Below are 25580 nucleotides of genomic sequence, written 5' to 3' on the forward strand. Positions count from 1 at the left end.
TTTACAAGCAAGTTATATAGTAAAATACACTGCTGCACGTTTAGTAATGCCCCAATTTAGTTACTTAGGTTTAGCCCTTTTCGGTGCATAAAAAATATGCAGGGCTCACTTATAGCAATAACTTGGTTTTTACTATTAAAAAGCTTTAATTGTAGTGTGTGCTCACCACGTTCTACATCTCTTATTGCAAAGGTTGAACTGTCACTGGCTGGGCCATGTGCTTTGCCATCAATAAAAAGTTGTATAGTAAAACCAGTTTCAAAGCGTGGTTTTATTCGGCTAGTAACATAAACAGTGCCGGTATTTTCACGAATAGTCTGGTTATGATCAGGTGAGGAAATGGCAATACTAAAGCCCGCTTGTTGAGGCTGGGGTTGCTCGTCAAAAATGTCAGTATTTGTTGCAGGCATATTAAGATCTTGGCTGGTAAGCTTTACCTCTTTAGCACCTTTATGAGGGGTGTCAGAGAACACTAATACGCCATTTTTATCTTTCCAAGCGTATATCTTTGTTTCACCAGCGTAACCATAATTGCTTAATCCTAAAGCAATTAATAGTAATAATATCTTGTTGTTCACTCTGCAGCCCTGCATTTTTGTCGGTAACTTAACTTTAGTGGAGATTGATTAATTTTACCATTAAAAAAGCCCGCAAAGCGGGCTTGAGAACACACATATTTTATACAGCTTAATTAACAGCTGTAGTACATTTCAAACTCAACTGGGTGAGTTGTCATGTTAAGCTTTTCAACTTCTTTAGATTTAAGTTCGATGTAAGCATCGATTAAGTCATCAGTGAATACGCCACCTTGAGTTAAGAATTCACGGTCTGCGCTAAGTGCAGATAGTGCTTCGTCAAGTGATGCTGCAACAGTTGGGATTTCTGCTGCTTCTTCAGCTGGTAAGTCATATAAATCTTTATCCATAGCATCGCCAGGGTGGATCTTGTTTTTGATACCATCAAGGCCAGCCATAAGCATTGCTGAGAAAGCAAGGTATGGGTTAGCTGTTGGATCTGGGAAGCGTACTTCAATACGACGACCTTTTTCAGATGGAACCACTGGGATACGGATTGATGCAGAACGGTTACGTGCAGAGTATGCAAGCATAACTGGTGCTTCAAAACCTGGTACTAAACGCTTGTACGAGTTAGTAGAGGCATTTGCAAAAGCGTTAATTGCTTTAGCATGCTTGATGATACCGCCAATGTAGTAAAGCGCATCTTCAGAAAGGCCGCCGTACTTATCACCAGCAAAAAGGTTTACACCATCTTTAGCAAGTGACTGGTGACAATGCATACCAGAACCGTTATCACCAACAACTGGCTTAGGCATAAACGTTGCTGTTTTACCGTATAAGTGAGCCATGTTATGGATAACATATTTCATTTCTTGGATTTCATCCGCTTTTAATACCATTGTATTAAAGCGAGTAGCAATCTCGTTTTGACCTGCTGTTGCAACTTCGTGGTGATGTGCTTCTACTACTTGACCCATTTCTTCTAGAACTAGACACGTAGCTGAACGCCAATCTTGGAAGTCATCAACAGGAGCAACTGGGAAGTAACCGCCTTTAATACCTGGACGGTGACCTGTGTTGCCATCTGCATATTCTTTATCTGAGTTCCAAGCAGCTTGCTTAGAATCAATTTTGTACATAGAACCAGACATATCTGATTTGTATTTAACGTCGTCAAATACGAAAAACTCTGGCTCAGGGCCAAATAAAACTGTATCTGCAATACCTGTAGAGCGCATGTAATCTTCAGCACGCTTAGCAACAGAACGCGGGTCGCGCTCATAACCTTGAAGTGTTGAAGGCTCTACTACGTCACAACGTACGATTAATGTTGATTCTTCAGTGAAAGGGTCTAGTTTGATTGATTCAGCAACTGGCATTAATACCATGTCTGATTCGTTTATGCCTTTCCAGCCTGCAATTGAAGAACCGTCAAACATTTTACCGTCTTCAAAAAAGTCTTCATCAACTTGGTGATGAGGAATAGATATATGTTGTTCTTTACCCTTAGTGTCAGTAAAGCGTAAATCAATGAACTTGACGTCATTTTCTTTAATAAAATCTAAAACCGATTGTGACATGTGTCCTCCAACTATTGGGTTTTGTTATTACTGCATAATTGCTTTGGGATTTACTAAGCTGATTTTGTGCCATTTTTATAACTAGCTGTTTATAAATTAAAAAAATATCGTTGCATCAAAATGGAATGTACAAATGCACTATATTGGTGCGTAAATTTTCCTTTTTGGTGCAAAATTTACAGGGCACAATTTGCTGCTAATTTAATCGCTCGGAAATAGCATAACCTAAATGCAAAAGAGTACCAAAAAGATCAGCAAAATAGCCAAAAAGGCTGTTTTTCAAAAAAAATTTGAAATTTAATTCATATAATTGTCATATATAAAACAGATACTTAGTAAAAGTATTGAGAAAGTTTTGAAATTTATATTGGATAAACTTTCATCCATGTCATTAATGAGGGATAATATGCGCCCTTTTAAATCCTATGCTGGGACATCTCGCGAAAGCGTGGATGAGTGCGTAGATCTTGCAGGATCAATGAGAATTTAATTTCTCTGAGTAAATATATGAGCATCGAACAGTTAAGAAATATAGCGATTATCGCGCACGTTGACCATGGTAAAACAACACTGGTTGACAAACTACTTGAGCAATCAGGTACATTAGAAACACGCGGCGGTAACGAAGAGCGCGTGATGGACTCAAACGACATTGAGAAAGAACGTGGTATTACCATTTTGGCTAAAAACACAGCCATTTCTTGGAATGACTACCATATCAATATCGTAGATACCCCGGGACACGCCGATTTCGGTGGTGAAGTTGAACGCGTACTTTCGATGGCTGACTCAGTATTATTACTTGTTGATGCTCAAGAAGGTCCAATGCCGCAAACGCGTTTCGTTACGCAAAAAGCATTCGCGCAAGGCTTAAAGCCAATCGTCGTTATCAATAAAATTGATAAGCCAGGCGCTCGTCCAGATTGGGTTATGGATCAAATCTTTGATTTATTCGACAACCTTGGCGCGACTGACGAACAGTTAGACTTTAAAGTAATCTACGCTTCAGCAATCAACGGTTGGGCAACACTAGATTTAGACGAACCATCAGACAACATGGAACCTATGTTCAAGATGATCGTTGAAGAAGTATCACCACCGGATGCAGATCCTGAAGGTGACTTCCAAATGCAAATTTCTCAACTAGATTACAACTCTTATGTTGGTGTAGTTGGTATTGGTCGTATAAAACGTGGTTCTGTTGCTCCTAACCAACAAGTTACTATTATCAGTGCTGATGGCACTACACGTAATGGTAAAATTGGTGCAGTACAAAGCTACCTAGGTCTTGAGCGTATCGAAACTGATAGAGCTTACGCTGGTAACATCGTAACTGTAACAGGTATTGGTGAGCTTAAGATTTCTGATACAGTTTGTTTCCCAGGAAACGTTGAAGCATTACCACCACTAAGTGTTGATGAGCCAACTGTAACAATGACATTCTCTGTAAATAACTCACCTTTCTGTGGTAAAGAAGGTAAGTTTGTAACGTCACGTAATATCCGTGAGCGTTTAGACAAAGAATTAGTACACAACGTAGCACTTCGCGTTGAAGATACTGCAAGCCCAGATAGCTTCCGTGTTTCTGGTCGTGGTGAATTACACCTAGGTATCTTAATCGAAAACATGCGTCGTGAAGGTTACGAGCTTTCAGTTTCTCGTCCAGAAGTTATCTTACGTACTGTAGATGGCGTTCTAGAAGAACCGTTTGAAACAGTGACTATTGACTGTCAAGAAGAGCATCAAGGTTCTGTTATGGAACAAGTTGGCCTACGTAAAGGTGAACTTACTAACATGACTCCAGATGGCAAAGGCCGTATGCGTTTAGACTTCATGATCCCAAGCCGTGGTTTAATTGGTTTCCAAACTGATTTTATGACGCTTACTTCGGGTTCTGGTCTTATGTACCATACGTTCGATCATTATGGTCCTCATAAAGGTGGCGCTATCGGTGTTCGTAAGAACGGCGTAATGATTGCAAACGCAACTGGTAAAGCACTTACTAACGCATTATTCAACTTACAAGAGCGCGGCCGTTTATTCATCGGTCACGGTGTTGAAGTATACGAAGGTATGGTTATCGGTATTCATAACCGTGATAACGACCTTACAGTTAACGCCCTTAAAGGCAAGCAGTTAACTAACGTACGTGCATCTGGTACTGATGAAGCGCAAACGCTTTCTCCACACCTTAACTACTCACTTGAGCAAGCGCTTGAGTTCATCGATGATGACGAGCTAGTTGAAGTTACTCCACTAAACATTCGTATCCGTAAGAAACACCTTACAGAAAACGAACGTAAACGTGCGGGTCGTGCACCTAAGTCATAATCTATTAATTTAGAATAATGATTTTAAAAGCCGCTGTATTGAAAAATACAGCGGCTTTTTTGTGAACAATAGTTAGCGAGAGAAGAGCTGTAAGCTCTCAGGTTGGAAGAACATCGCGGTTGGTTCGATACTGTTAAGCAGTTTTTAATATTGAACCTAAAAAAGGTATTAAGTTATTATCAAAGCTATATTTAATATGTGCGAGTAAGCTAGTGTGAATACCGAAAATGTAATTAAGGCAAAACTAGAGATAGAACATATTGCTGAACTGCAAAAATATAAAGATGAATTTGAAACGTTAGGAAAAAATGATTGGGGCTTGAAAGATCTCATATTAATTTTTTTACCGTTTGTTTTGTTATCAATTGCTAATAGCTTCTATGATATTGAAACTGAATTATTTCAAATAATATGTTTTATTTTCCTTGCTTCAGCTGTGGTGCAGGGAATGATTAGGGAGCAAACCAAAAAAACAAATCGCAGAATTGATTTGCTTCTTAAAATTATTAAACATGAGCAAAAGGGTGGCTGAAATTAGCTTTATATTAGGGCGCAGCGCGCTCTTTGTCTAAGCAAAAACGTGCTTGAGAATTAAATAATCGATAATGCAAAGTATCTGTGTTTGTTGGTGGTGGGGTCGTTGGGTTTCGCTGCGCTCAACCCAACCTTGTATCTCTTCTTGATGGGGGTGGCTTACTTTTTAGGAAGTAGGGTTATTTTGCCAAATACGTCGGCATCTATAAAACCACGGTTTCTGTCGCCATTTATTGGTTGTACTTCGTGTGAGCCCATAAAGTGCTCGCGCACGTCACTGCCATCGTTATCGCAATACGCTAACATAAAGCCTATTACTTGCTTTTCGCTAAGTGTAATTGGGGTGTTTTTAGCACCTTCTTTATAATCATTAGGGTAGAGTTTTATTGCTACTTCCCACGTAATGTTAAAAGGTGCGGTGGTATTGCGCTTCCAGTTACTTGTTAGGTGGTCGGTATACAAGTGGGCTTGTTTATCAGGGCCGTAATCGGCGGCTTGGTTATCAAGGCCAATGTGGTACGCCAAAGCGGTGTGATTAAATTGGTGGTTTCCGCCCGATGCGTCGCTGTCTATAAACACTTCAAGCGCATCGTCATCCCAATATTTATAGGTTGGATCTGCGTGTTTATCTATTAGAACATCATCCACAATATCGGCTTGTAGGTATAAATAGTTTTGATCCCACAATAAGCGATAACGCCCTTTAAAGTCGGCATCGTTTGATGGCAGTGTGCCATCCATTAGATAAGGCATGTCGTGCCAAGCGGCTTTATCCCATGCGCTTTCTGATACGCCATCAATAGTAATTGGGGTTGATGTATGTTCAACATCAATAGCCATTGCTGGCGTGCTTAATAAAAAGCTTAAGGCGAGTGCTAATTTCTTCATTAATCTCTCAATTTTATTGTCGATTTGTCTTAATGTAATAACAATCTTAAAACAGCTAAGTAAATAGTTACAGTGAAATACTTTCGCCTTCGTTTAAAATATACAGCGGTACTTTTGAATCCATTTTATTGTACATATGCAATAAGCGAAGTAAGGCTGAATGACTGCTGTGGTCGCCCATTTTCCAACTTGAGTTACCGTATCCCCACGGTATCATTACTTTACAATTAAGCTCTTGTGCTGCGTTGAGCGCGTCTTCAGGTGTGGTGTGCACGTAACGGTACCAGTTAGGATCGTCTTTACTGTAGTAAGAAGCGATTGGGATTAAGCATACATCTATATCGCCATATGTCTTTAAAGTGTTTTGAGTAGCCTGTATCGCCTGCAAAAAATAAGGTGCTACCGTTTTGTTCAAGCAGCCAGCCATTCCATAAGTCTTTATTGTTATCTTCGTAAAGAAAGGGCACTAATACGCGAGCGCTAAAATGATGAGCTGGCAGGGCGTTAATAACTAAGTCGTCAATGTTGGTTGTTGAGTACCACGGCATTTCGCTAATATTAAAACCGCCGGTAGGGAAGTTGTCGGCCATCCCGAGTGGTGTTAAATAGCGAGGTTTATTGCCAATGCTTTGTATGTCGGCTTTATTAAAATGATCGTAATGAATATGCGAATACATTACCGCATCAATATTTTCCAGTTCTTGCTCACTAGGCCAAGCGCCTGCTTTACGATAAGTGCCACCGCTGAGTTTAAAGCCAAGTGCGACTGGAGAATCAAACTGATTTTTTACCGGATCAAACAGCACATTTTGACCATTTGGGGTGTTAATTACAAAACTAGCGTGACCAAGCCAGCGTACTGTATAGCCAGTGCTAAGTTGTGGTTTAGTTTGCTGGCCTTGGTACTGGCAGTTTTCGCTGCCGGTTTTGCATAGTAAGTCTGGGTGGGCTGGGTAGCAGTTTTCAGTACAGGTGGTGGGATATGTTTTTTCACCTATGTATAAATTTTTATAACGGCCGTTCTTATCATTAATAACAACAACTGAGTCAGAGCTGGTAATACGATTACTATTATTAGGTGCACCGCAGGCCGTTAATATACATAAGAGCATTGCTGCGATTAAAAAGCGTTTCATTGTAAATCCTTTTTAGCATTCCCTTTAACATAAAAAAGCCTGCAATTAAGCAGGCTTGTTAAAGTAACAAATGATTAGCCAGCGCTATTCATTTGTTCAATAAATTTATTTGAATCGGCAATCGACTTGTTCATGTCGTTCATCAACAATTGAATATCGCGCTTAAGGTTAGTGAATTCACCTTTAATAGCCGATACCGCTTGTGCATTTAAGTTATGCTTTAAGTATAAAACGTTATCATGAAGCGAGGTTAATACTGGCTCCATTTTACTCTCTGCGCTGCGCATTGAGCGTAATAGCTGATCAAATTGACGCTTAGTCGCGGTTAGCTTTTTGCTGCTTTCACGCTTAAGTGACGCGCTTTTGTATTGCTCTAGCTCATCGCCCCACTCATCAAACAGGGCTTCTGCCACGTCTTCTACTTTATTGATGTTAGTTGACACTTCGTTAGCGGCATTTAAGCTCGACTCGTAATCGTCGTTTAACTGATTATAAGTGTCTTGTAGTTCGCCACCATTAAAATCGATTAGAGTCGTTAAGCGCTCTAGTGCCGATTTAAATTCTTCTTGTGACTCTTGCTGAGAGTCTTTGGTTTCTTCTACGCGGTCAATAAGAATATCGCGTTTGTGAACACCCACTTTTTCCATCGCAGAATAATAAGCTGATTGGCAGCCAGTTAAAGTAAGTGTTACTACAAGCATTGAAACACTGAGTAATGTTTGTTTTTTCATTTGAATTCCTGTTTACGAGCGTTAGTGCTGTAAATTATGGCGCTGATTGTTATTATAATCAAAACTAAATAAGCACAAGTCAATTGTATGAATGATAAGCTCTCACATTACAAACAGCAAGTTAAGTCCTTTATACGCCAGCAGCCTGGTTGGTGGATGCAGTATTTTAATCGGTGTATAGACGATCAAATAACGGTTAATGCAGGTTACCTTGCTTACGTAACCCTTCTTTCGTTAGTGCCATTAATTGCGGTGGGTGTTGCTATATTTTCAGCTTTTCCGGGCTTTGAATCTACTCGCATGGAAATTGAGAGCTTTTTGTTTACCAACTTTGTCCCTACCTCTACCGATGTTATTAGAGAGCACATTAGCTCCTTTGCCGGTAACGCTAATCAAATGACGGCGGTAGGTATTGGCTTTTTAGCTGCAATAGCCTTGCTGTTAATACGTAATGTAGATGCCACACTAAATCGAATTTGGCGAATTAAGAAAAAACGCCCGATGATGATCTCATTTGCTGTGTATTGGATGGTTTTGAGCTTAGGGCCTGTATTACTCGGAGCGAGTATTGGGGTTACCTCTTATATTGTATCTTTGGTATCGTTTGCTGATCAGGGTATTCCTGGGTTTAGCGGGTTTTTGTTAAAGTTATTGCCGTATGGGATTTCGATGGTGGGCTTTATTATGCTCTACACCTTAGTGCCTAATACGCGTGTATCTTTCAGAGCAGCAATACCTGGCGCTTTTTTTGCGGCACTTTTGTTTGAGCTGACTAAAAAAGGGTTTGCACTTTATATTAGTCATTTTCCGTCGTACGAAGTTATTTACGGGGCAGTAGCAACCATTCCTATTTTGTTTGTATGGGTGTATTTATCGTGGGTAGTTGTTTTGCTTGGCGCTGAATTTACTGCGTGTATTAGCCCAAATGATATTCCAGAAACACCAGAACTTGAACTAGAAGATGATGAACCAGCAGTAAAGGACACAGTTTAAATGCAAGGTTTAATACAACGCGTAAAGCATGCCAAAGTAGAAATTAACAACCACGTGGTAGGCGAAATTAGCCAAGGTATATTGTTGTTACTGGGCGTTGAAAAGCACGACGATACGCAAACGGCCGATAAGCTTTTACACAAGGTAAGTAATTATCGTATTTTTACTGACGAAAACGACAAAATGAACTTAAGCCTTAAAGATATTAAAGGTGAGTTACTGGTGGTTTCGCAATTTACGCTAGCGGCTGATACTAAAAAGGGTATGCGCCCTAGCTTTTCATCTGCGGCAACCCCAAGCCAAGCTAATGAGCTTTACGAGTACTTTGTTGCTCAAGCTAAAGAGTTGGGGCTTACAATAGCCACAGGTGAGTTTGGTGCCGATATGCAAGTAAGCTTGTGTAACGATGGGCCCGTGACGTTTAACTTATCTGTTTAAACTTTTTTAGTAACCACGACAATATGATTTACATAGCCCGTAATTTTTTGCGGGCTAATGTTACAACCAAATACATCGAGTAATAGCTGTTGAAGTTGTTTTAATTGCGACTCATGCTGCGATAAAAAGTTAATAAATAGCACACCGTTGTTATTTAAAGCCGAGTAAATTTTTTTATAAAATGCCTCTTCAAATAAAAATCGAGGTGCATCTATCTGGCTAAACAAATCTAAAATAATCCAATCAATATTTTGCGCACTTTTTAAAATCTGTTGCGCATCGGCGCAAAGCAGTTGCTCATTTTTATTTGACGAAAAAAATTGGGTATAGCAATCAATAATATCGGCGTTTTTTTCAACCGATGTTATTTGTGCTTTAGGGTATTTGTGTTGTAAATAATTACGAATTGCTCCGCCGCCGAGGCCGAGTTCTAACACTTTTTGTGGCGGCTTAAGAGCCTGCCAATGCTTACCTAGGCATAATAAATGTGGAAAAAGTAATAAATCCGGGTTATTTAAATCAATAACAGATTGAAGAGTGTCGTTAATCAGTAACCAGCGTAACGGCTCGTGCTCACGTACTTGAATGTGATCGCCACTGCATTTATGCCAATAGATTAACTGACCAATGCTGTGGCTATTTTCAATAAATTGATCGCCCAGCAAACCCGTCAGTGAATTTATATAATTGATTTTTTCCATCATATTCTCAGCATAAACTAGCAACGTTAAAGCGCAATGGCCTTTGCCATTATTTTTTACGTTATTTTACAGCCATCACCAAAGTCGTATTTGCAGTTTTTTTAAGATGGAGTATGGTATTTGCCATAAATAATACCAACGGACTTAATTATTTAAGCTTTTTAGTTTGGTAGATAATCAATACTATTAGTATAGCGCCGTAGCCTTTTTTGACTTTTATTTACGGCTTATATAATAACAGGAGTATGTATGTTTCAGGTAAGCACCCCACAAAGTAGCGAAGATTGGCAAGCGTATTACCAATTGCGTTGGCAGGTATTACGCGCGCCTTGGGGCGAGCCACGTGGCTCTGAACAAGACGATATGGAACAAGACTCTGAGCACCGCTTTATAAAAAATAAAGAAGGCGAAGTGCTAGGTGTAGCACGTTTGCATTTTAACAGTCATGAGCAAGCACAAGTGCGCTACATGGCAGTTGCAGAGGGGAACCGTAATCAGCATATTGGTAGCCGATTACTTCACGAGCTTGAAAAAATAGCATGGACACAAAATGCCGATGAACTGGTTTTGTTTGCACGCGAACGAGCGCTTGAGTTTTATAAACGCCACGGTTACGAATTAAAAGAAAAAGCGCATTTAGCGTATGGCGATGTTCAACACTTTAAAATGGTAAAGCAAAAACCGTCTGAGCCAGGTTGGTTTCGTCACCCTAATTGGACGCAAGTACTACAAAATACGTGGCGTGAGTCTATTCCAATTAGTGACGCGATGGGTATTAAGGTAGAAAGCTATACTGATTGGCAATTTACAACCAGCGCTGACCTAGACGCTAACTTAAACCTACATAACACTATGTTTGCAGGGTCTATTTATAGCTTGGCCACGCTAACAGGTTGGGGGGCTACGTACTTAGCACTTAAAGAAGCTGGGCTTGAAGGTAATATTGTATTAGCCGATGCTAACATTAAGTACTTAAAACCGCTTACTACCGACCCACGTGGTTGTGTTGATATACAAACCTGTAAGGGCAAGTTAAGCGATTTAGAAACCGACGGTAAAGCAAGTTACGTAGTGCCAGTAACTGTTTACGATGGTGATAACGTGGTTGCAGAGTTTGAAGGGCAGTTTGTAGTAAAAAAATAACTGTTTAGCTGTTCAATACACAAAAAAGCCAAGCGATGCTTGGCTTTTTTGTGCGTAAAACTTAGAGAAGTATCACAGCAGATCGGTTAATAATATACCTACACCAATACGTTCTACATCCGCATTGTAATCAATTAAGCTTTCGCCATAACCGTTAAAGTATTGCGCATAACCACGAACGCGGCCCCATAAAGGAAACGACCAGTCGAGTTGAATTGCACCACGATTATCTGAATTTAAATTGTTACGCGTCATAAAGCTAAATTCATGGTCATGAAAACGATACGCGCCGCTAAACTCAAAGTAACCCATGTATTTATATATGTCTGGGTTGTCGTCGCCATTGGCTTCTAAAATATCTTCTTTTTCGTCCTCAGCTATTCGGTACCAAGGTTTAAAGCTAAAAACAAAGCCTCTGTTTTCCCAGATAAAGTCTGCATAAATACGGTTCCACGAACGTGAGTTTGGTTGGCTTCGACCATTTGACTGATGCGAAATACCTAAAGCAATTGCCATTTCGTCGCCCCATAATACGTTTTCTGGGTCGAGATAATTTATCCAAAATATCTCTGGTTCGTAGTTGGTCTCACGAAATGGAGAAGAAATTTCTGAGTTATAAAGCTGCCAATACGATTGCAGTGTAAAGCCAAAAAATATGGCTTGGTCTTTATCCGAAAAATCATCGTAAAGAGGCACTTTTATCGATAGCTGATATTTTGCTTCTAGGTTGTCGAGCGGTTCACCGTCGTTATCGTCTGTTAGTGCATCAAAGCCATCAAATGGGCGATCGTTTGGGTGTGACACGTACGAAAGAGGCAAAATATAGTTACGCTTATGTGGCGTAATTACATTTCTATTTTTTTTACCTACTTCTTCACGAGCTTGGCGTTTATCAAGCGCGGTAAGTTGTTTGTTTTCTTCAAGAGCTGAACACTTTTTACGAAGATCGTCTAATGTTTGTTTACCATCTCCGCCAATTACCTCATTTAAAATACACTGCTTTACAAGTTCGATGTCGTTGTCTTGCTCATTTGTAGCAACTTCTTCTTGTGCGAAGGTAGCGGTACTAATTAAAGCAGAAAGAGTTATCCAGTGGCGCCAGCTCATTGTAATTCCTTGTGAGTTTGGGTTGTTGTATGCGTTAATTTAATTATAACGTCTTTTTACATATGTAACGGTGAACTTTTACTGAATTTGCATTTATAACAAGGTCTATACGTATACAAAGTAAGTATAGATCAAAAGAAAAGCGGCCTAAGCCGCTTTTCTAATGCAAATTAACTATTTTAGTTAATTTATACCAATTTTATTAAAAACATGATCATTCTAGCGTATTAAATAACTCACTAACTACGTTAAAAATTATTTATATAGAACAACTATGTACCATAATTTTAGCCTTGTTATTAAGCTATTTCCTTATCGCTATAATAGATCACTAATTTAATGCAATTGGTATTACTCTCACGCAATGAGAAGGGTGAGCTAAAGCTCAAATATGTTAGTAAAAAACTTATAAAGCTCAGTACCTTGGTTAACACTCGCTGAGGCAAAGTGCAAAATAGCAATTGCATCGCAATCAAGAGTGAGTGTTTGCAGTGGCTGCTCGCTTAAGTAGCGCTCTATGCGTAAAATATTGGCAATAGGCTCACCAGCTTTAATGTGCCCGCCAAGTGGGGCTAAGTATTCAACCATGCCGCCAATAGGGGCGTAATAGGCAAAGTAGTCATCTAAATTACATGCATAACGAGTGATATTAGCTGGCGTATGCGGTGCGTTTTGTAATACGCCTTTGTGATTTAAGTAACTTAAAATGCTGTTTGCATCGTTTAATGCTTCTTTTAAGTCTATTTTTTCTTGGCTGCCTAGCTCTACAGTAAATGCTTCTACAGGTATTGATAATTCGCGACCTTGTCCGCTAAGTGCATCACTTAAATGCCACCATGGGCAAAAGTTAGCTTCATCCATAGCGCCGTCAAAATCACTAGGAATAAGCAATACATGTTCAATATTAAAGTAACGTGCGCTGTCGGTTGCATAGCTTGGGCAGTACAGATGCTTGCTTGAAATAGGGCCTGTGTGTAAATCGAGTACTATATCAGCCTGATGAGCGAGCTTTTGTAAGTTAAGCGCAATGCGTTTACCCGTATTGAGTAAATAAGCAGGGCCGTTAAGTTTGCTGTCTACTTCGTCAATAAGTGCCTGTTTGAAGTTACTTTTTAATGTAGCGTCGTCATACTGAGTATGATTTTGTGCAAACTGTGCCACTAAATTTTTATTGTAGTGATACATGCGATTCCAATTAGTGCCCGTAATCGGATCGAACCTGCCAAGGGTAAACTCGCCAGATTTTTGATTACAACCAATCGGATTGGCATAAGGTACAAGGGTAATATCGCCACTAAGGTTAAGGTGTTTTAATTGCTCAAGCAGCTGAAAAATAACTGCGTTACCTTGCACTTCAGCGCCATGCATATTGGCCTGAATGTAAACACTTGGCCCTGTGCCATTGCCTTTTAAACGATACACAGGAATTGTAAGCGGTAAGCCGTTTGCAACTTCCCCTACTACAATGTTCTCTTGGCTAATGTGTGTTGTATTACTCATACTTGTTACCTTAAATAATGGCTGGCATTTTCGGCTTGGCGAACACAGGTAAGTGTACCGTTTTGCAAGGTGTACTCAGCAGCTAGCTCATGGCATAAAAAATACGGCATACTTTCGGTAAAGCCGTAAGCACCGCATTGGCTAAACACTAGCCAGTCGTGCTCATTTAAATCGCTTGGTAAGTTATGTTCACCCAAGCAATCAAGCGCTGTACAAAGTGGGCCGTATAAAGTGACCGCTTGAGTTTTAGCACTGGATTCACGCAGTAATGCAGCAGGAAAGTCTTGGCTGGTAACAGCAGGGCGTAATAAGTGATTTATACCGCCGCTTAAAATTACTTGTTCTTGATTGTAGTTTTGTTTGCGCTCTACTACTGGGTTTGCGTAATGACCGCATTCGCCAACGGCATAGCGACCAAGTTCCATCCATAATTCTTCTACACCCGCATCATTTTTAATTTTAGCGAGCGCAGCAATTAAGTCATCCCAATCAAGTGTTGCTTCGTTTTGTGTATAAGGAATACCTAAACCACCACCTAAATCTAAAATCTTAAGGCTAATATTTAAATCGCTGGCAAGTTGGCTAAGAGGTGCAATCATTTGTGACCACAAATCGCTTAGCTTTTGCGTGCTAAGCATGTTGCCCCACTGAAAAATATGCAGGCCGTCAAATTTAAGTGCAGGGTAGTCAGCTACATTGAGTGCTTGCCACTCATCACAACCCATACCAAACGGCGTAAGGCTATCGCCGCCCAGAGGGTTTTTTTCACCTTCAGGCCAACGTAATTGCACTCGCAGTAATACTTGTAACTGCGTGTTTTGTAGTTGTGCTTGTTGGTTTAACCAACGTACTTGATTGAGGCTTTCTGCTACGAATATACGCACGCCGCGCTCAATAAAGTGTTTAATTTGTTTAGGGCTTTTTGCAGGCCCTGTGTTGAGCACGCGCTGCGAGCTAATACCTTGTGCGAGTACTTGCTCAAGCTCACCTTTACTTGCTACGTCAAAATTAAAGCCAGCACTGTCTAAGCTTTGAATAATTTTAGACAGTGGGTTTGCTTTTACCGCGTACCACAGTTTTACATCGGTTTGCGCAACTAAACGCGCAAGATGCGTGTTTAGTTGATCTAAATCGTAAACAAAAAAAGGGGTATCAAGTTGTTGTGTAATTGTATTTACAGCGGTTTTGATAGGCGTGCTCAAAAAGCTCATTATCGTAAAACCTCTTCAAGCAATAACGATGCATCGCTTTTCTCGTCGCGGTATTTAACTATTAACGCACACGACATGCTTAGGCCTTGCTCGCGCGCCCATTCGTTTGACGCAGGGCGAGAGCCCGGTATTACAATCGCGTACTCTGGGATTGGCTCGCCTTTATCTAGTTGGCGCTCGTTTACGCAGTCGTATACCGGAATAGTTGCTGATAAACGCACGCCTGGGGCAAGTACTGCGCCTTTTTTAATGACTACGCCTTCAACAATAATACAGCCAGCACCAATAAATGCATCATCTTCAACCACTACTGGGCTGGCACCAATTGGCTCAAGTACACCACCAAGCTGAACTGCAGCGCTTAAATGTACGTTTTTACCTACTTGTGCACACGAGCCAACTAATGCGTGGCTATCTACCATTGTGCCTTCGTCGATATATGCGCCAATGTTTACATACGCTGGTGGCATAATAATCGTGCCTTTAGCAACATAAGCACCACGGCGAACACTTGAGCCACCTGGTACCATACGAACGCCATCATCAGTACTAAATTCTTGCGGAGCTAGGTTATGTTTATCAACAAAGCCGCCTGCAAACTCAGTATTAGTGCCATTTTTAAAGGCTTCTAAAATGCCTTGCTTTACTTCTACGTTAGCTTGCCATTGGCCGCTTTCGTTTTGTGATGCTGCGCGTACTGCGCCCGATTCTAAATTATTTAATAGTTCTAACCAGCTCATTATAAAAACCTGTATTTAATGCCAAGATAAAATGGTGTTGTTTGCAGTTGTGATGCAATCGGTTTGAGTTAACTCAAGATGTGTTAAAGGTGGACGAAGTTGCGGGCTGCTTAAGCGGCCTTGCAAATGCATCAGTACCTTTACGGGAATAGGGTTTGCGACAGCAAATAGGCTATTAATAGCGCTTGACCACTGGGCAAATAAGTTAGGGTGTTGACCACTTAAACTGCGCTTAACAAACTCGTGAGTTTGTCCAGGCCATGCATTTGCAGCTACCGACACCAAACCTTTTGCGCCAGCTTGAGCAAAATAAGGCATTAGCGCATCGTCGCCACTAAAAATAGCTAAATTAGGCGCCGCTTGGCGGTAAGCTTCAAACTGAGCAATACTGCCGCTCGCTTCTTTTAACGCCCATAAATTTTTATTGTTTTGTAAGTTTTGAATTGTTGCCGCTGGGATGCTAACAGCGCTTCGACCCGGTACGTTATAAAGCATACATGGGTGAGCGCTTGCATTTAGTAGGCTTTCAAACCAATGAGTTTGACCTATAGCACCAGGCTTTGCATAAAGCGGTGAGCCAAGTAAAAAGCTATGAATTGGTAGTGTATTACAGTAGTTAACCCACTCAATTTGTTGCTTTAAGTTACTACCGCCCACAGCTATCATGAGTGGTACTGTTGGTTTTAGCTGGCATACGTGCTCAACAATGGCTTGGTGCTCTTTTAGCGTTAGTGCTAAACCTTCGCCCGTACTGCCAAGTAGCAAAATACCGTTATGTACCGCTTCTTGATCGCTAACCAACTTAGTTAACGTGTTGTAGTCAACATCGCCGTGTTGATCAAATGGCGTAACGAGTGCGGTCCACAGTGAGTAGTCGTTTAAATTGAAGTTGTTGATCATCTCTCACGAACTTATAATTTGTACCAATTTTATTAAAAACGTGATCATTTTAGCGATAACTAATTTAATGTAATTGGTATTATTCGAAGAGTTAAAAAGCTTTATGGAAGGAGCCGCATTAACGTCATTCGAACTAATAATTCGAAGAGCGAATGGGCTTAAAATAATAGGGCGCACGGCCTTAATATTTAAGACCAGAAGCTCTCCACCAAACTAACAAGCTGCTTTTTATAAGCAGCTATTGGTGACAGTCGCTAGGGTTCAACCTAGTCGCCCGAAATAAACACCTCGCAAAAGTGGTTACTTCTCGGCGTTAATTCCCCTCACGTATGCTTACTGGAGTTTGCGCTCCTAACATACGCTACCTGAATAACGCACCTCTTCTAGCCCTTTGCACCTGTTTGTAGAGTAAAACTTACAAACCTGTGCAATTTAAATAGGGTAATTACGGCGATTAAAGCATTTTAGCCGTCTAGGTGTCAAGCGACTAAATACAGATTAATTCATCGAAAAGAGGGGTGGTTACGTATTAGGTGCTTTTCTCGTACACTAGCAATATAAGTAGTGAGGTATTTAATTAGTATGGAAAAATTTAGCGATATTTATAAGCGAGCGGTAGAGCGAAAAGGCTCTGAAAAAATGCTTAAATTATTACTTGCAAAACCGCTATCTAAAAAACAACTAAGCACGTTAAGTGACGACGATTGGCTTGAAGAATTTACTCGAAAAGTATTTCAAAGCGGCTTTTATTGGTCAGTCATAAATAATAAGTGGCCGGGCTTTAGAGAGGTTTTTTGGGATTTTAGCGTTGACAAGTTATTAATGATGCCACCCGATATGCTGGAACAAAAAGCAACGGATGAGCGCATTGTTCGTAACTATAAAAAAGTAAAAACAATTACCGAAAATGCTTACATGATCCACGAAATAGCAGGGGAACATGGCAGTTTTAGTCAGTTTATCGCTAATTGGCCAACAGAGGATATTATTGGTTTGTGGGCGTATTTAAAAAAACATGGTTCGCGTTTAGGCGGAAATACAGGGCCTTATGCGCTGCGAGCACTTGGTAAAGATACATTTTTACTATCACGCGATGTAGAGAATTATTTGCGTGCCCATAAAATTATAGACGGCGGCTTACAAACTAAAAAGTCACTAAATGCAGCCCAAGCTTTTTTTAACGAAATGCAAAAGCAAAGCGGCTTAAGTATGCAAGAGTTAAGCTTAATTGTTGCTTATGGCGTAGGTGACAACCGTGTTGGTATAAGTCAGCAACAATAGGAATTACCATGAAATTAGTGCCAAGATACACAGATATTGCGGAAAACTTCGCAATAGAAGATTTCCCTGCAAGTGTCGCCTCTCCTCAGCTATTACTGTGGAATGAGAGCTTAGCAAAACAATTTAATATTAACGTTGCGGCTGATTTGCGTGCCAGCACTTTTAGCGGTAACGAAAAACAGGCGATTCCTGCAGTAGCACTTGGTTACTCTGGGCACCAATTTGGACATTTTTCACCCCGCTTAGGCGATGGACGAGCGCACTTACTGGGCGCTATTAGTGATGATGAAAACCAGTTATGGGATATTCAATTAAAAGGCTCTGGTGCTACTCCTTACTCAAGAGGGGGAGATGGGCGTTGTGCACTTGGTCCTGCTATTCGTGAATACGTAATGAGCGAGGCAATGCATGCGCTGGGAGTTAAAACCACACGCTGCTTAGCGGTTGTTGGCAGTGGCGAAACGGTTTATCGTAATCCGCCACAAGCAGGGGCTATCGTTACGCGTGTAGCAACGAGCCATATTCGTGTTGGTTCATTTCAATATTTAGCGACGCAAGGCGATGTTGAAGGGCTTAAAAATTTAGCCGATTTAGCTATAGAGCGACACTACGCAGAAATAACAGATACAGGATCGCAGCGCTATTTAGCATTTTTAGGCGCTGTGATTAAAAACCAAGTTAAGCTAGTTGTGAGCTGGATGCGTGTTGGCTTTATTCACGGAGTAATGAATACAGATAATACGCTAGTTAGCGGAGAGACTATTGATTACGGCCCGTGTGCCATGATGAATAGCTTTGATTTTGATACTGTATTTAGCTCTATAGACAAACAAGGCCGCTATGCATTCGGTAATCAACCTAATATAGCTAACTGGAACTGCGCACGCTTAGCTGAGAGTTTAATGCCGCTTATTAGCGATGATGACGAGCAAGCAGTTTTATTAATGACGCCATTTATTAATAGTTTTGCTGAGCAGTTTAATGCTGAGTTTACGGCTATGTGGGCACAAAAACTGGGTTTAAATGAATCTAGCGATAGTAGTGGTGAGTTAATAGCAGAGTTGTTAACGCTATTAAAAGATAATCAGCTCGACTACACCAACACCTTTGATGCGCTTACTGAATCCTTAAAAGGAGAAAAAAGCGTACCTGAGTCGCTAATTGAATGGAGAGCTAAGTGGGTAAGCTTAACTGACGATAATAGTTATAAAGTAATGAGAGCGGCAAATCCTCGTGTTATACCGCGTAATCATGTGATCGAAGAAATAATTGAACAATATAACGCTACTGGGTCTAGTGAGTTGCTACAGCGCTTTATAAAAATAGCCGGCAATCCATATTCTAACAGTGAAGAATTATCAGAATTTTGCTCTCCACCGACTAATGATAATGACTACCAGACTTTTTGTGGTACTTAATACTTAACTTTAAATATAACCGCATGATTAAAAAGAGTCATTTTTTAATCAAACATGCGCATATACCTAGGGGAATGCTAATTCTGGTGGTATTATGCACACAATATAAAGCAAGCAATATTTCTTTGCATTTATAAGTGCATTCAATTTAATTGCTCTTACTTTCCTTGCTAAGTACTAATTTACAAAAACTACTATATTTATTTTTCAATAAAGTTTTAATTTCGCCTATAGTAAGTGGATGTGTGTTGTGACAAGGCATAGAAAAAAGTAATAAACTTTATTTTTCGTTAAGTATTGATTAACAAAGGCTCAGTTAGTCTATATAAAACTGGTTGAGCTAGAACGAATTAGCTATATTTTTTAATTGTTAAAATGGGAAGAAAACAATGAAATTAAAATCACTTACAATCGCAATCGCGTTAGCTGCAACTAGCGCATCGGCATTTGCAGCAGAAAAAACTGAAGGTTTTTACATTGGTGTGTTCGGTGACTATTACGATGCATCTTGGAAAAACTTAAACATGCACCAAAACTTGGAAGTTAATGAATCTGCAAGTTGGGGTGCTGAAGTTGGCTACCGTTTCAGTGATTACTGGAGTGCACGTCTTGAGTATGCAGATATGGACTTTAATGCATTTCTTAAAAATCCGATTCCTAATGGTAATCGTAACGACGTAGACGGCGAGCGTTTTGGTGTTGATGCACTTTACCACTTTGGTGGCGGTCCTTTCTATGGTTTATTTGGTATTAAAGAAGTAAAAGTAGCAACAGATAATACTTTCTTAAACGCAGGTGTTGGTTACCAGCACTTCATTACAGACGGCTTATTTGTTAACGCAGAAACATCTGTTTATCAAGGTCTTGACCGTGGTTATACCGATGTGAACGCTAAACTAGGTATTAACTACTTATTTGGTCAAAGTTCAGTAGCAGAAGAGCCAGTTCAACCAGCTCCAGAGCCAGTAATTGTTGAAGTTGCACCAGTAGATAGCGACAACGATAACATTCCAGATGCAGATGATAAGTGTCCTAACACACCAATGACAGATGCAGTTGATGGCACAGGTTGTACTTTATACGAAGATAAAGAAGTAACTGTAAGCTTATTAGTGACTTTCCCTAATAATACATCTGCAGTATCTACACAGTACTTAAACGATATCGATAAAGTAGCTGAGTTCTTAAAAGAGTACCCAGATACAACTGTTCTTTTAGAAGGTCATACTTCTGCTGTAGGTAAAGCATCTTACAACAAGTGGTTATCTAAAAAACGTGCTGACGCTGTAGCTAAGCAACTTGTTGCTGATGGCATTGCTGAAGACCGTATTACTACAGTTGGTTTAGGTGAAGAGCGTCTTAAAAATGATGCAAACACTAAAGCTGCAAACGCAGAAAACCGTCGTGTAGAAGCGCATATCAAAACTATCAAAAACGTTAAAGTTTTACGTTAATTAAGTAGTTTGTAATAAAAACCCAGCCAAGTGCTGGGTTTTTTTATGCCTGTAATAAAATAATATTAGTTAATGGTAATGATTCTTACTTAACAAGTATTCATGAAAATAGTTTTTACCACAACCACTATTCATAGTATTTATAATCGGTATAATCAGTTGCGCAACTGGATGGATTTTCATCTATCCATAAAAGCTTTATAATTACGCGTTAGAATACTATAAGTATTGGGTAACTTATTTGCGCCCAAAGCGCTACCGGATACTTTCACGTCACCAAGAGGGCAATATTGTGCTACAAGAATATCGTAAACACGTAGAAGAACGTGCCGCGTTAGGTATCGTACCAGCGCCATTAGATGCTCAGCAAACTGCTGATCTTATTGAATTAATAAAAAACCCACCTGCAGGTGAAGAAGAATTCATTTTAGATTTGTTCATTCAGCGTATACCAGCTGGTGTTGATGATGCTGCTTATATTAAAGCGGGATTTTTAGCAGCTGTAGCTAAAGGTGAAGCTAATTCTCCACTTGTTTCTAAAGAAAAAGCGGCAGAATTATTAGGTACAATGCTGGGCGGTTACAATATCGCGCCAATGATTGACCTACTTGATGACGAAACACTTGCACCAATCGTAGTTAAAGGCCTTTCAAATACATTACTTATGTTTGATGCGTTCTACGATGTTGAAGAAAAAGCAAAAGCGGGTAATACATTCGCTAAGCAAATTATTGAGTCTTGGGCAAATGCGCAGTGGTTTACTAATAAGCCAGCTGTTGCTGAAAAGATCTCAGTTACTGTATTTAAAGTAACTGGCGAGACAAATACTGATGACTTATCACCAGCACCAGATGCATGGTCTCGTCCAGATATCCCACTTCATGCTTTAGCAATGCTAAAAATTGAACGTGATGGAATTACACCAGACAAGCCAGGCGAAGTAGGTCCAATCTCTCAGCTTGAAGAATTAAAAACTAAAGGCTTACCACTTGCATATGTAGGTGACGTTGTTGGTACTGGTTCTTCTCGTAAGTCTGCAACTAACTCTGTACTTTGGTTCATGGGCGATGATATCCCATTCGTACCAAACAAGCGTGTTGGCGGTGTATGTCTAGGTAATAAAATTGCTCCAATCTTCTTCAATACAATGGAAGATTCAGGTGCATTACCAATCGAATTAAATGTTGATGAGCTTAACATGGGTGAGCAAATCGATATTTACCCGTACGAAGGTGTTGTTAAGAGCCACGGTACTGACAAAGTAATCTCAACTTTTGAACTTAAATCTGATGTAATTTTAGATGAAGTTCGTGCTGGTGGTCGTATACCACTTATCATTGGTCGTGGTTTAACTGATAAAGCACGTACATCACTTGGCCTAGGTCCAACTGATGTATTTAAAGTACCAACAGTGACAGAAGTTTCTGAAAAAGGCTTCACACTAGCGCAAAAAATGGTTGGTAAAGCGTGTAACGTTCCAGGTATTCGCCCAGGCCAATACTGTGAACCTAAAATGACAACTGTTGGCTCGCAAGATACAACAGGTCCTATGACACGTGACGAACTTAAAGACTTAGCATGTTTAGGTTTTTCTGCAGATTTAACAATGCAGTCTTTCTGTCATACGTCGGCTTACCCTAAACCAATCGATGTAAACACTCACCATACGCTTCCTGATTTCATCATGAACCGTGGCGGTGTGTCACTTCGCCCAGGTGATGGTGTAATTCACTCATGGTTAAACCGTATGTTATTACCAGATACTGTAGGTACTGGTGGTGATTCACATACACGTTTCCCATTAGGTATTTCATTCCCAGCAGGTTCGGGTGCAGTAGCATTCGCAGCAGCTACAGGTGTTATGCCTCTTGATATGCCTGAGTCAATTTTGGTTCGCTTTAAAGGTGAAATGCAACCAGGTATCACTTTACGTGACCTTGTACATGCAATCCCTTACTTCGGTATTAAAGAAGGTTTATTAACAGTTGAGAAAAAAGGTAAAATTAACGAATTCTCTGGTCGTGTACTAGAAATTGAAGGCGTTGAACACCTAACTGTTGAGCAAGCGTTTGAACTATCAGATGCATCTGCAGAGCGTTCTGCAGCAGGTTGTGCGGTTAAACTTTCTAAAGAGTCTATCGCAGAATACCTAGAATCAAACATTGTTATGCTTAAATGGATGATCTCTGAAGGTTACGGCGATGTACGTACTATTGAGCGTCGTATTACTGCAATGCAAGATTGGTTAGCTAACCCAGAACTAATGGAAGCTGACGCTGATGCAGAGTACAAACATGTACTTGAAATCGATTTAGCAGACATTAAAGAGCCAATCCTTTGTGCTCCAAATGACCCAGATGATGCACGTTTATTGTCTGATGTTACTGGCGAGAAAATCGACGAAGTATTCATCGGTTCTTGTATGACTAACATCGGTCACTTCCGCGCAGCAGGTAAGTTACTAGATGGCTTTAAAGGTCGTATCCCAACTCAGCTTTGGGTTGCCCCGCCAACTAAGATGGATAAAGATCAGCTTACAGACGAAGGTTACTACGGTATCTTTGGTCGTGTAGGTGCACGTATCGAAACTCCAGGTTGTTCACTATGTATGGGTAACCAAGCACGTGTTGCAGACAAAGCAACGGTTGTGTCTACCTCTACACGTAACTTCCCTAACCGTTTAGGTAATGGCGCGAACGTATTCTTAGCTTCAGCAGAACTTGCTGCAGTAGCGGCTATTTTAGGTAAACTACCTACTCCAGCTGAGTACCAAGAATACGCAGCGAAGATTAATGCAACGGCTGCAGATACTTACCGTTACTTAAACTTCCACCGTATGCCTGCTTACACTAAAAAAGCAGACAACGTGATTATTCAACAAGCTGTATAACTTTTAGAGTTTGTTTAAAAACCCGCTTCGGCGGGTTTTTTATTGGTTAAAACAAATATTAGATAGTTCATGCTTCTTTTTTTGTATTATTGTATTAACTCTAGTCTTAAATTGCTTTTAAAGTAATTAATCGCGCAAAAATTCCTATCAAAATGCATTAAAATCCTTATCAATATTCTCATTATTTTAGGCGAGATTTTATGACAGCATTAAACAACCAGAATTTATTGCAACTACGTTTTGTTAACCAAGCAAATATTGATTTGGTTAAACCTTCTTTTGATAACCTTCCTGCAAACCTTTATGCAGATGGTGCCTTTCGTAAACGTCGTTATTCAGTAGTAAAAATGCAAAATGGTGAAATAAAGCTACAGCAAGCCAAAGCATTTGTTCAAGATGATTCAATTAATACTTTTCAAGGTAATGTAGAGCGTACTTACGAAAATTTAGAGCAAAGTTTACTTGAGTCAGAGGGCATGAAAAGCATTGTAAATGAGTTTCGCCAACTTACCGGTATTGATGAGCAGCGTGATATTGAAATTCATCAGTTCCGTATGCTTGCCATCGATAGCGATACACCTGCAGCGCCAGAAGGCGTGCATCAAGATGGTTTTGACCATGTATGTATATGCGGTGTTTCTCACGAGAATTTAGAAGGTGGCGAACTGCTTGTATACGAAAACAAGCAAGCTGAGCCTTGTTTTAAAATGGAAATAAAAGACGGCATGTTTGCATTAATAAACGACCGTCAAGTGTGGCATAACGCAACACCTATGAACAAAATTGATGCTAGCAAACCAGGTTACCTGGATTGTTTTGTATTAACGTCTTAAGGAAGTTAGGCATGAACATAACGCAATTACGTGAGCAGTTTCCAGCATTAATGCAGAACGTTGATGGTAAATCGCCAATATTTTTAGACGGACCAGGTGGCTCGCAGGTACCAACATCGGTGCTTACTGCGATGACTGCTTATTTAGGTCATTATAATTCGAACTTAGGTGGCGCGTTTTTTTCAAGTGATAAAACGGTTGAGTTGATGGCGAATGCGCGCCAAGCTGCAGCTGATTTACTAAATGCACCTAGCTCACAACAAATTGTGTTTGGTCCAAACATGACCAGCCTTACGTTTAGTTTTAGTCGTGCAATTTCACGCGACTGGCAGGCTGGCGATGAAATAATTGTAACCAATGCCGATCACTTCTCGAATGTATCGTCGTGGCAACAAGCTGCAGAAGATAAAGGCGTTAAAGTTAATACGGCTTTAATTAACGAAGCTGATTGCAGCTTAGATATGGTGCAATTTGAAAGCCTATTAAACAGCAACACTAAGCTTGTAGCGGTCACTTACGCTTCAAATACCACAGGTTCAATTAACAATATTAAACGTATTGTTGAGCTTGCTCACGCTGTAGGCGCACTTGTTTATGTTGATGCCGTACATTATGCACCGCATGAACTTGTTGACGTGCAATCACTTGATTGCGACTTCTTAGCGTGCTCTGCGTATAAGTTTTTTGGCCCGCATTTAGGTATGGTTTACGGTAAAAAAGAACATTTAGACGGGTTTACACCTTATAAAGTTGAGCCAGCTAAAGACGTAGCACCAGGTCGCTGGGAAACCGGCACGCAAAGCTTTGAAGCAATGGCTGGTTTTATCGCTGCTGTTGATTACATTGCAGCGATTAGCGAACTTGACGATAGCCATTCACGCCGCGAAAAGTTAAGCGTTGCTTTTGCTAAAACTAAGCAGCACGAAATGGCGCTTAGCGAACACTTTTTAACGCGCTTAGTTAATTATCCACGTATTAAGTTATTTGGTATTGATGATTTTGATCGCCTTAATGAGCGTACACCTACTTTTGCTTTAATTTTTGAAGGGCTTGAGCCACGCGCCGTTTCAGAATTTCTAGGTAAGCAGCATATTTGCGTGTGGGATGGTAATTTTTACGCGCAAGGGTTGTGCAAGCAATTAGATGTGCTTGATAAAGGCGGCGTAGTGCGCATTGGTTGTATGCACTACAACACCATTGAAGAGCTAGATCAGTTGTTTAATTTATTTGATGAACTGCTCGGTTAAATAATA

The 25580-nt window shown here is 40.3% G+C and carries 21 protein-coding genes, 1 pseudogene and 1 riboswitch; of the genes and pseudogenes, 11 read left to right on the forward strand and 11 right to left on the reverse strand.

What is annotated here, in order from left to right:
• Window positions 1-56: 56 nt before the first annotated feature.
• Both RB214_RS00815 and glnA read right to left on the reverse strand, forming a co-directional pair.
• Window positions 57-578, reverse strand: a complete 522-nt coding sequence (locus tag RB214_RS00815) for a DUF4124 domain-containing protein (RefSeq protein ID WP_138489940.1) — start codon at window positions 576-578, stop codon at window positions 57-59.
• A gap of 113 nt (window positions 579-691) precedes the next feature.
• Window positions 692-2098, reverse strand: coding sequence for a glutamate--ammonia ligase (gene glnA / locus RB214_RS00820; protein WP_024603879.1), 1407 nt, complete (start codon window positions 2096-2098; stop codon window positions 692-694).
• 507 nt (window positions 2099-2605) lie between these two features.
• Here glnA and typA point away from each other — a divergent pair.
• On the forward strand, window positions 2606-4429 hold the full coding sequence (gene typA / locus RB214_RS00825; protein WP_002961123.1) for a translational GTPase TypA: 1824 nt from the start codon (window positions 2606-2608) through the stop codon (window positions 4427-4429).
• Window positions 4430-4643: 214 nt separating this feature from the next.
• On the forward strand, window positions 4644-4961 hold the full coding sequence (locus tag RB214_RS00830) for a hypothetical protein (RefSeq protein WP_165743522.1): 318 nt from the start codon (window positions 4644-4646) through the stop codon (window positions 4959-4961).
• Between the two features lie 161 nt (window positions 4962-5122).
• Here the strand turns inward: RB214_RS00830 and RB214_RS00835 are convergent, their stop codons facing one another.
• The 3 genes and pseudogenes from RB214_RS00835 to RB214_RS00845 form a co-directional block, all read right to left on the reverse strand.
• Entirely contained in the window at window positions 5123-5851 is a 729-nt protein-coding gene (locus tag RB214_RS00835) for a CBM9 family sugar-binding protein (protein WP_165743520.1), read from the reverse strand.
• Window positions 5852-5918: 67 nt separating this feature from the next.
• Window positions 5919-6987: pseudogene (locus tag RB214_RS00840) on the reverse strand (MBL fold metallo-hydrolase).
• Between the two features lie 74 nt (window positions 6988-7061).
• Window positions 7062-7718: a DUF2959 domain-containing protein gene (locus RB214_RS00845; RefSeq protein WP_149594446.1), complete on the reverse strand. Its 657-nt coding sequence runs from the start codon at window positions 7716-7718 to the stop codon at window positions 7062-7064.
• An 87-nt stretch (window positions 7719-7805) separates the two neighbouring features.
• On the opposite strand from RB214_RS00845, the gene RB214_RS00850 reads away from it, so the two are divergent.
• The gene (locus tag RB214_RS00850) at window positions 7806-8711 is read left to right on the forward strand and encodes a virulence factor BrkB family protein (protein WP_002961130.1); all 906 of its coding nucleotides are present in this window, start codon (window positions 7806-7808) and stop codon (window positions 8709-8711) included.
• Window positions 8712-9149, forward strand: coding sequence for a D-aminoacyl-tRNA deacylase (gene dtd, locus RB214_RS00855; protein WP_002961132.1), 438 nt, complete (start codon window positions 8712-8714; stop codon window positions 9147-9149).
• On the opposite strand, the gene RB214_RS00860 is transcribed toward dtd, so the two are convergent.
• Window positions 9146-9853, reverse strand: a complete 708-nt coding sequence (locus RB214_RS00860) for a methyltransferase (protein ID WP_309167962.1) — start codon at window positions 9851-9853, stop codon at window positions 9146-9148. The genes dtd and RB214_RS00860 overlap by 4 nt on opposite strands.
• Before the next feature lie 246 nt (window positions 9854-10099).
• Between RB214_RS00860 and RB214_RS00865 the strand changes: the two genes are divergently transcribed.
• Window positions 10100-10993 (forward strand): bifunctional GNAT family N-acetyltransferase/hotdog fold thioesterase, encoded by an 894-nt coding sequence (locus RB214_RS00865; RefSeq protein WP_309167964.1) that lies wholly within the window; start codon window positions 10100-10102, stop codon window positions 10991-10993.
• Between the two features lie 72 nt (window positions 10994-11065).
• Here the strand turns inward: RB214_RS00865 and RB214_RS00870 are convergent, their stop codons facing one another.
• The 5 genes from RB214_RS00870 to dapA all read right to left on the reverse strand — a co-directional run bounded on the left by RB214_RS00870 (window position 11066) and on the right by dapA (window position 16451).
• Complete coding sequence (locus tag RB214_RS00870) at window positions 11066-12100, reverse strand: phospholipase A (RefSeq protein ID WP_165728327.1); 1035 nt, start codon at window positions 12098-12100, stop codon at window positions 11066-11068.
• A 378-nt stretch (window positions 12101-12478) separates the two neighbouring features.
• On the reverse strand, window positions 12479-13600 hold the full coding sequence (locus RB214_RS00875; protein WP_309167967.1) for a M14 family metallopeptidase: 1122 nt from the start codon (window positions 13598-13600) through the stop codon (window positions 12479-12481).
• A 5-nt stretch (window positions 13601-13605) separates the two neighbouring features.
• On the reverse strand, window positions 13606-14811 hold the full coding sequence (locus RB214_RS00880) for a PLP-dependent decarboxylase (protein WP_165743511.1): 1206 nt from the start codon (window positions 14809-14811) through the stop codon (window positions 13606-13608).
• Window positions 14811-15551: a 2,3,4,5-tetrahydropyridine-2,6-dicarboxylate N-succinyltransferase gene (locus RB214_RS00885; RefSeq protein ID WP_002958799.1), complete on the reverse strand. Its 741-nt coding sequence runs from the start codon at window positions 15549-15551 to the stop codon at window positions 14811-14813. Before RB214_RS00885 ends, RB214_RS00880 begins: the two co-directional genes overlap by 1 nt.
• Before the next feature lie 15 nt (window positions 15552-15566).
• Entirely contained in the window at window positions 15567-16451 is an 885-nt protein-coding gene (dapA, locus tag RB214_RS00890; RefSeq protein ID WP_309167969.1) for a 4-hydroxy-tetrahydrodipicolinate synthase, read from the reverse strand.
• Window positions 16452-16641: 190 nt separating this feature from the next.
• A riboswitch (Lysine riboswitch) is annotated at window positions 16642-16842 on the reverse strand.
• 191 nt (window positions 16843-17033) lie between these two features.
• On the opposite strand from dapA, the gene RB214_RS00895 reads away from it, so the two are divergent.
• The 6 genes from RB214_RS00895 (at window position 17034) to RB214_RS00920 (ending at window position 25574) form a co-directional block, all read left to right on the forward strand.
• Complete coding sequence (locus tag RB214_RS00895; protein ID WP_309167970.1) at window positions 17034-17732, forward strand: DNA-3-methyladenine glycosylase I; 699 nt, start codon at window positions 17034-17036, stop codon at window positions 17730-17732.
• Between the two features lie 8 nt (window positions 17733-17740).
• Window positions 17741-19150, forward strand: coding sequence for a protein adenylyltransferase SelO family protein (locus RB214_RS00900; protein WP_309167971.1), 1410 nt, complete (start codon window positions 17741-17743; stop codon window positions 19148-19150).
• Window positions 19151-19539: 389 nt separating this feature from the next.
• Window positions 19540-20604 carry an OmpA family protein gene (locus RB214_RS00905; protein ID WP_309167973.1) on the forward strand — a complete coding sequence of 355 codons (1065 nt, stop codon included), beginning with the start codon at window positions 19540-19542 and terminating at the stop codon, window positions 20602-20604.
• Window positions 20605-20896: 292 nt separating this feature from the next.
• On the forward strand, window positions 20897-23494 hold the full coding sequence (acnB, locus tag RB214_RS00910) for a bifunctional aconitate hydratase 2/2-methylisocitrate dehydratase (RefSeq protein ID WP_002958806.1): 2598 nt from the start codon (window positions 20897-20899) through the stop codon (window positions 23492-23494).
• A gap of 200 nt (window positions 23495-23694) precedes the next feature.
• A complete protein-coding gene (locus tag RB214_RS00915) occupies window positions 23695-24327 on the forward strand; it encodes a 2OG-Fe dioxygenase family protein (protein WP_002958808.1) in 633 nt (210 codons plus the stop codon).
• A gap of 11 nt (window positions 24328-24338) precedes the next feature.
• Complete coding sequence (locus tag RB214_RS00920; RefSeq protein WP_309167976.1) at window positions 24339-25574, forward strand: cysteine desulfurase-like protein; 1236 nt, start codon at window positions 24339-24341, stop codon at window positions 25572-25574.
• Window positions 25575-25580: the final 6 nt, after the last annotated feature.

Origin of the sequence: Pseudoalteromonas sp. HL-AS1 (assembly GCF_031198785.1) — a bacterium.
Lineage (GTDB): Bacteria > Pseudomonadota > Gammaproteobacteria > Enterobacterales > Alteromonadaceae > Pseudoalteromonas > Pseudoalteromonas distincta.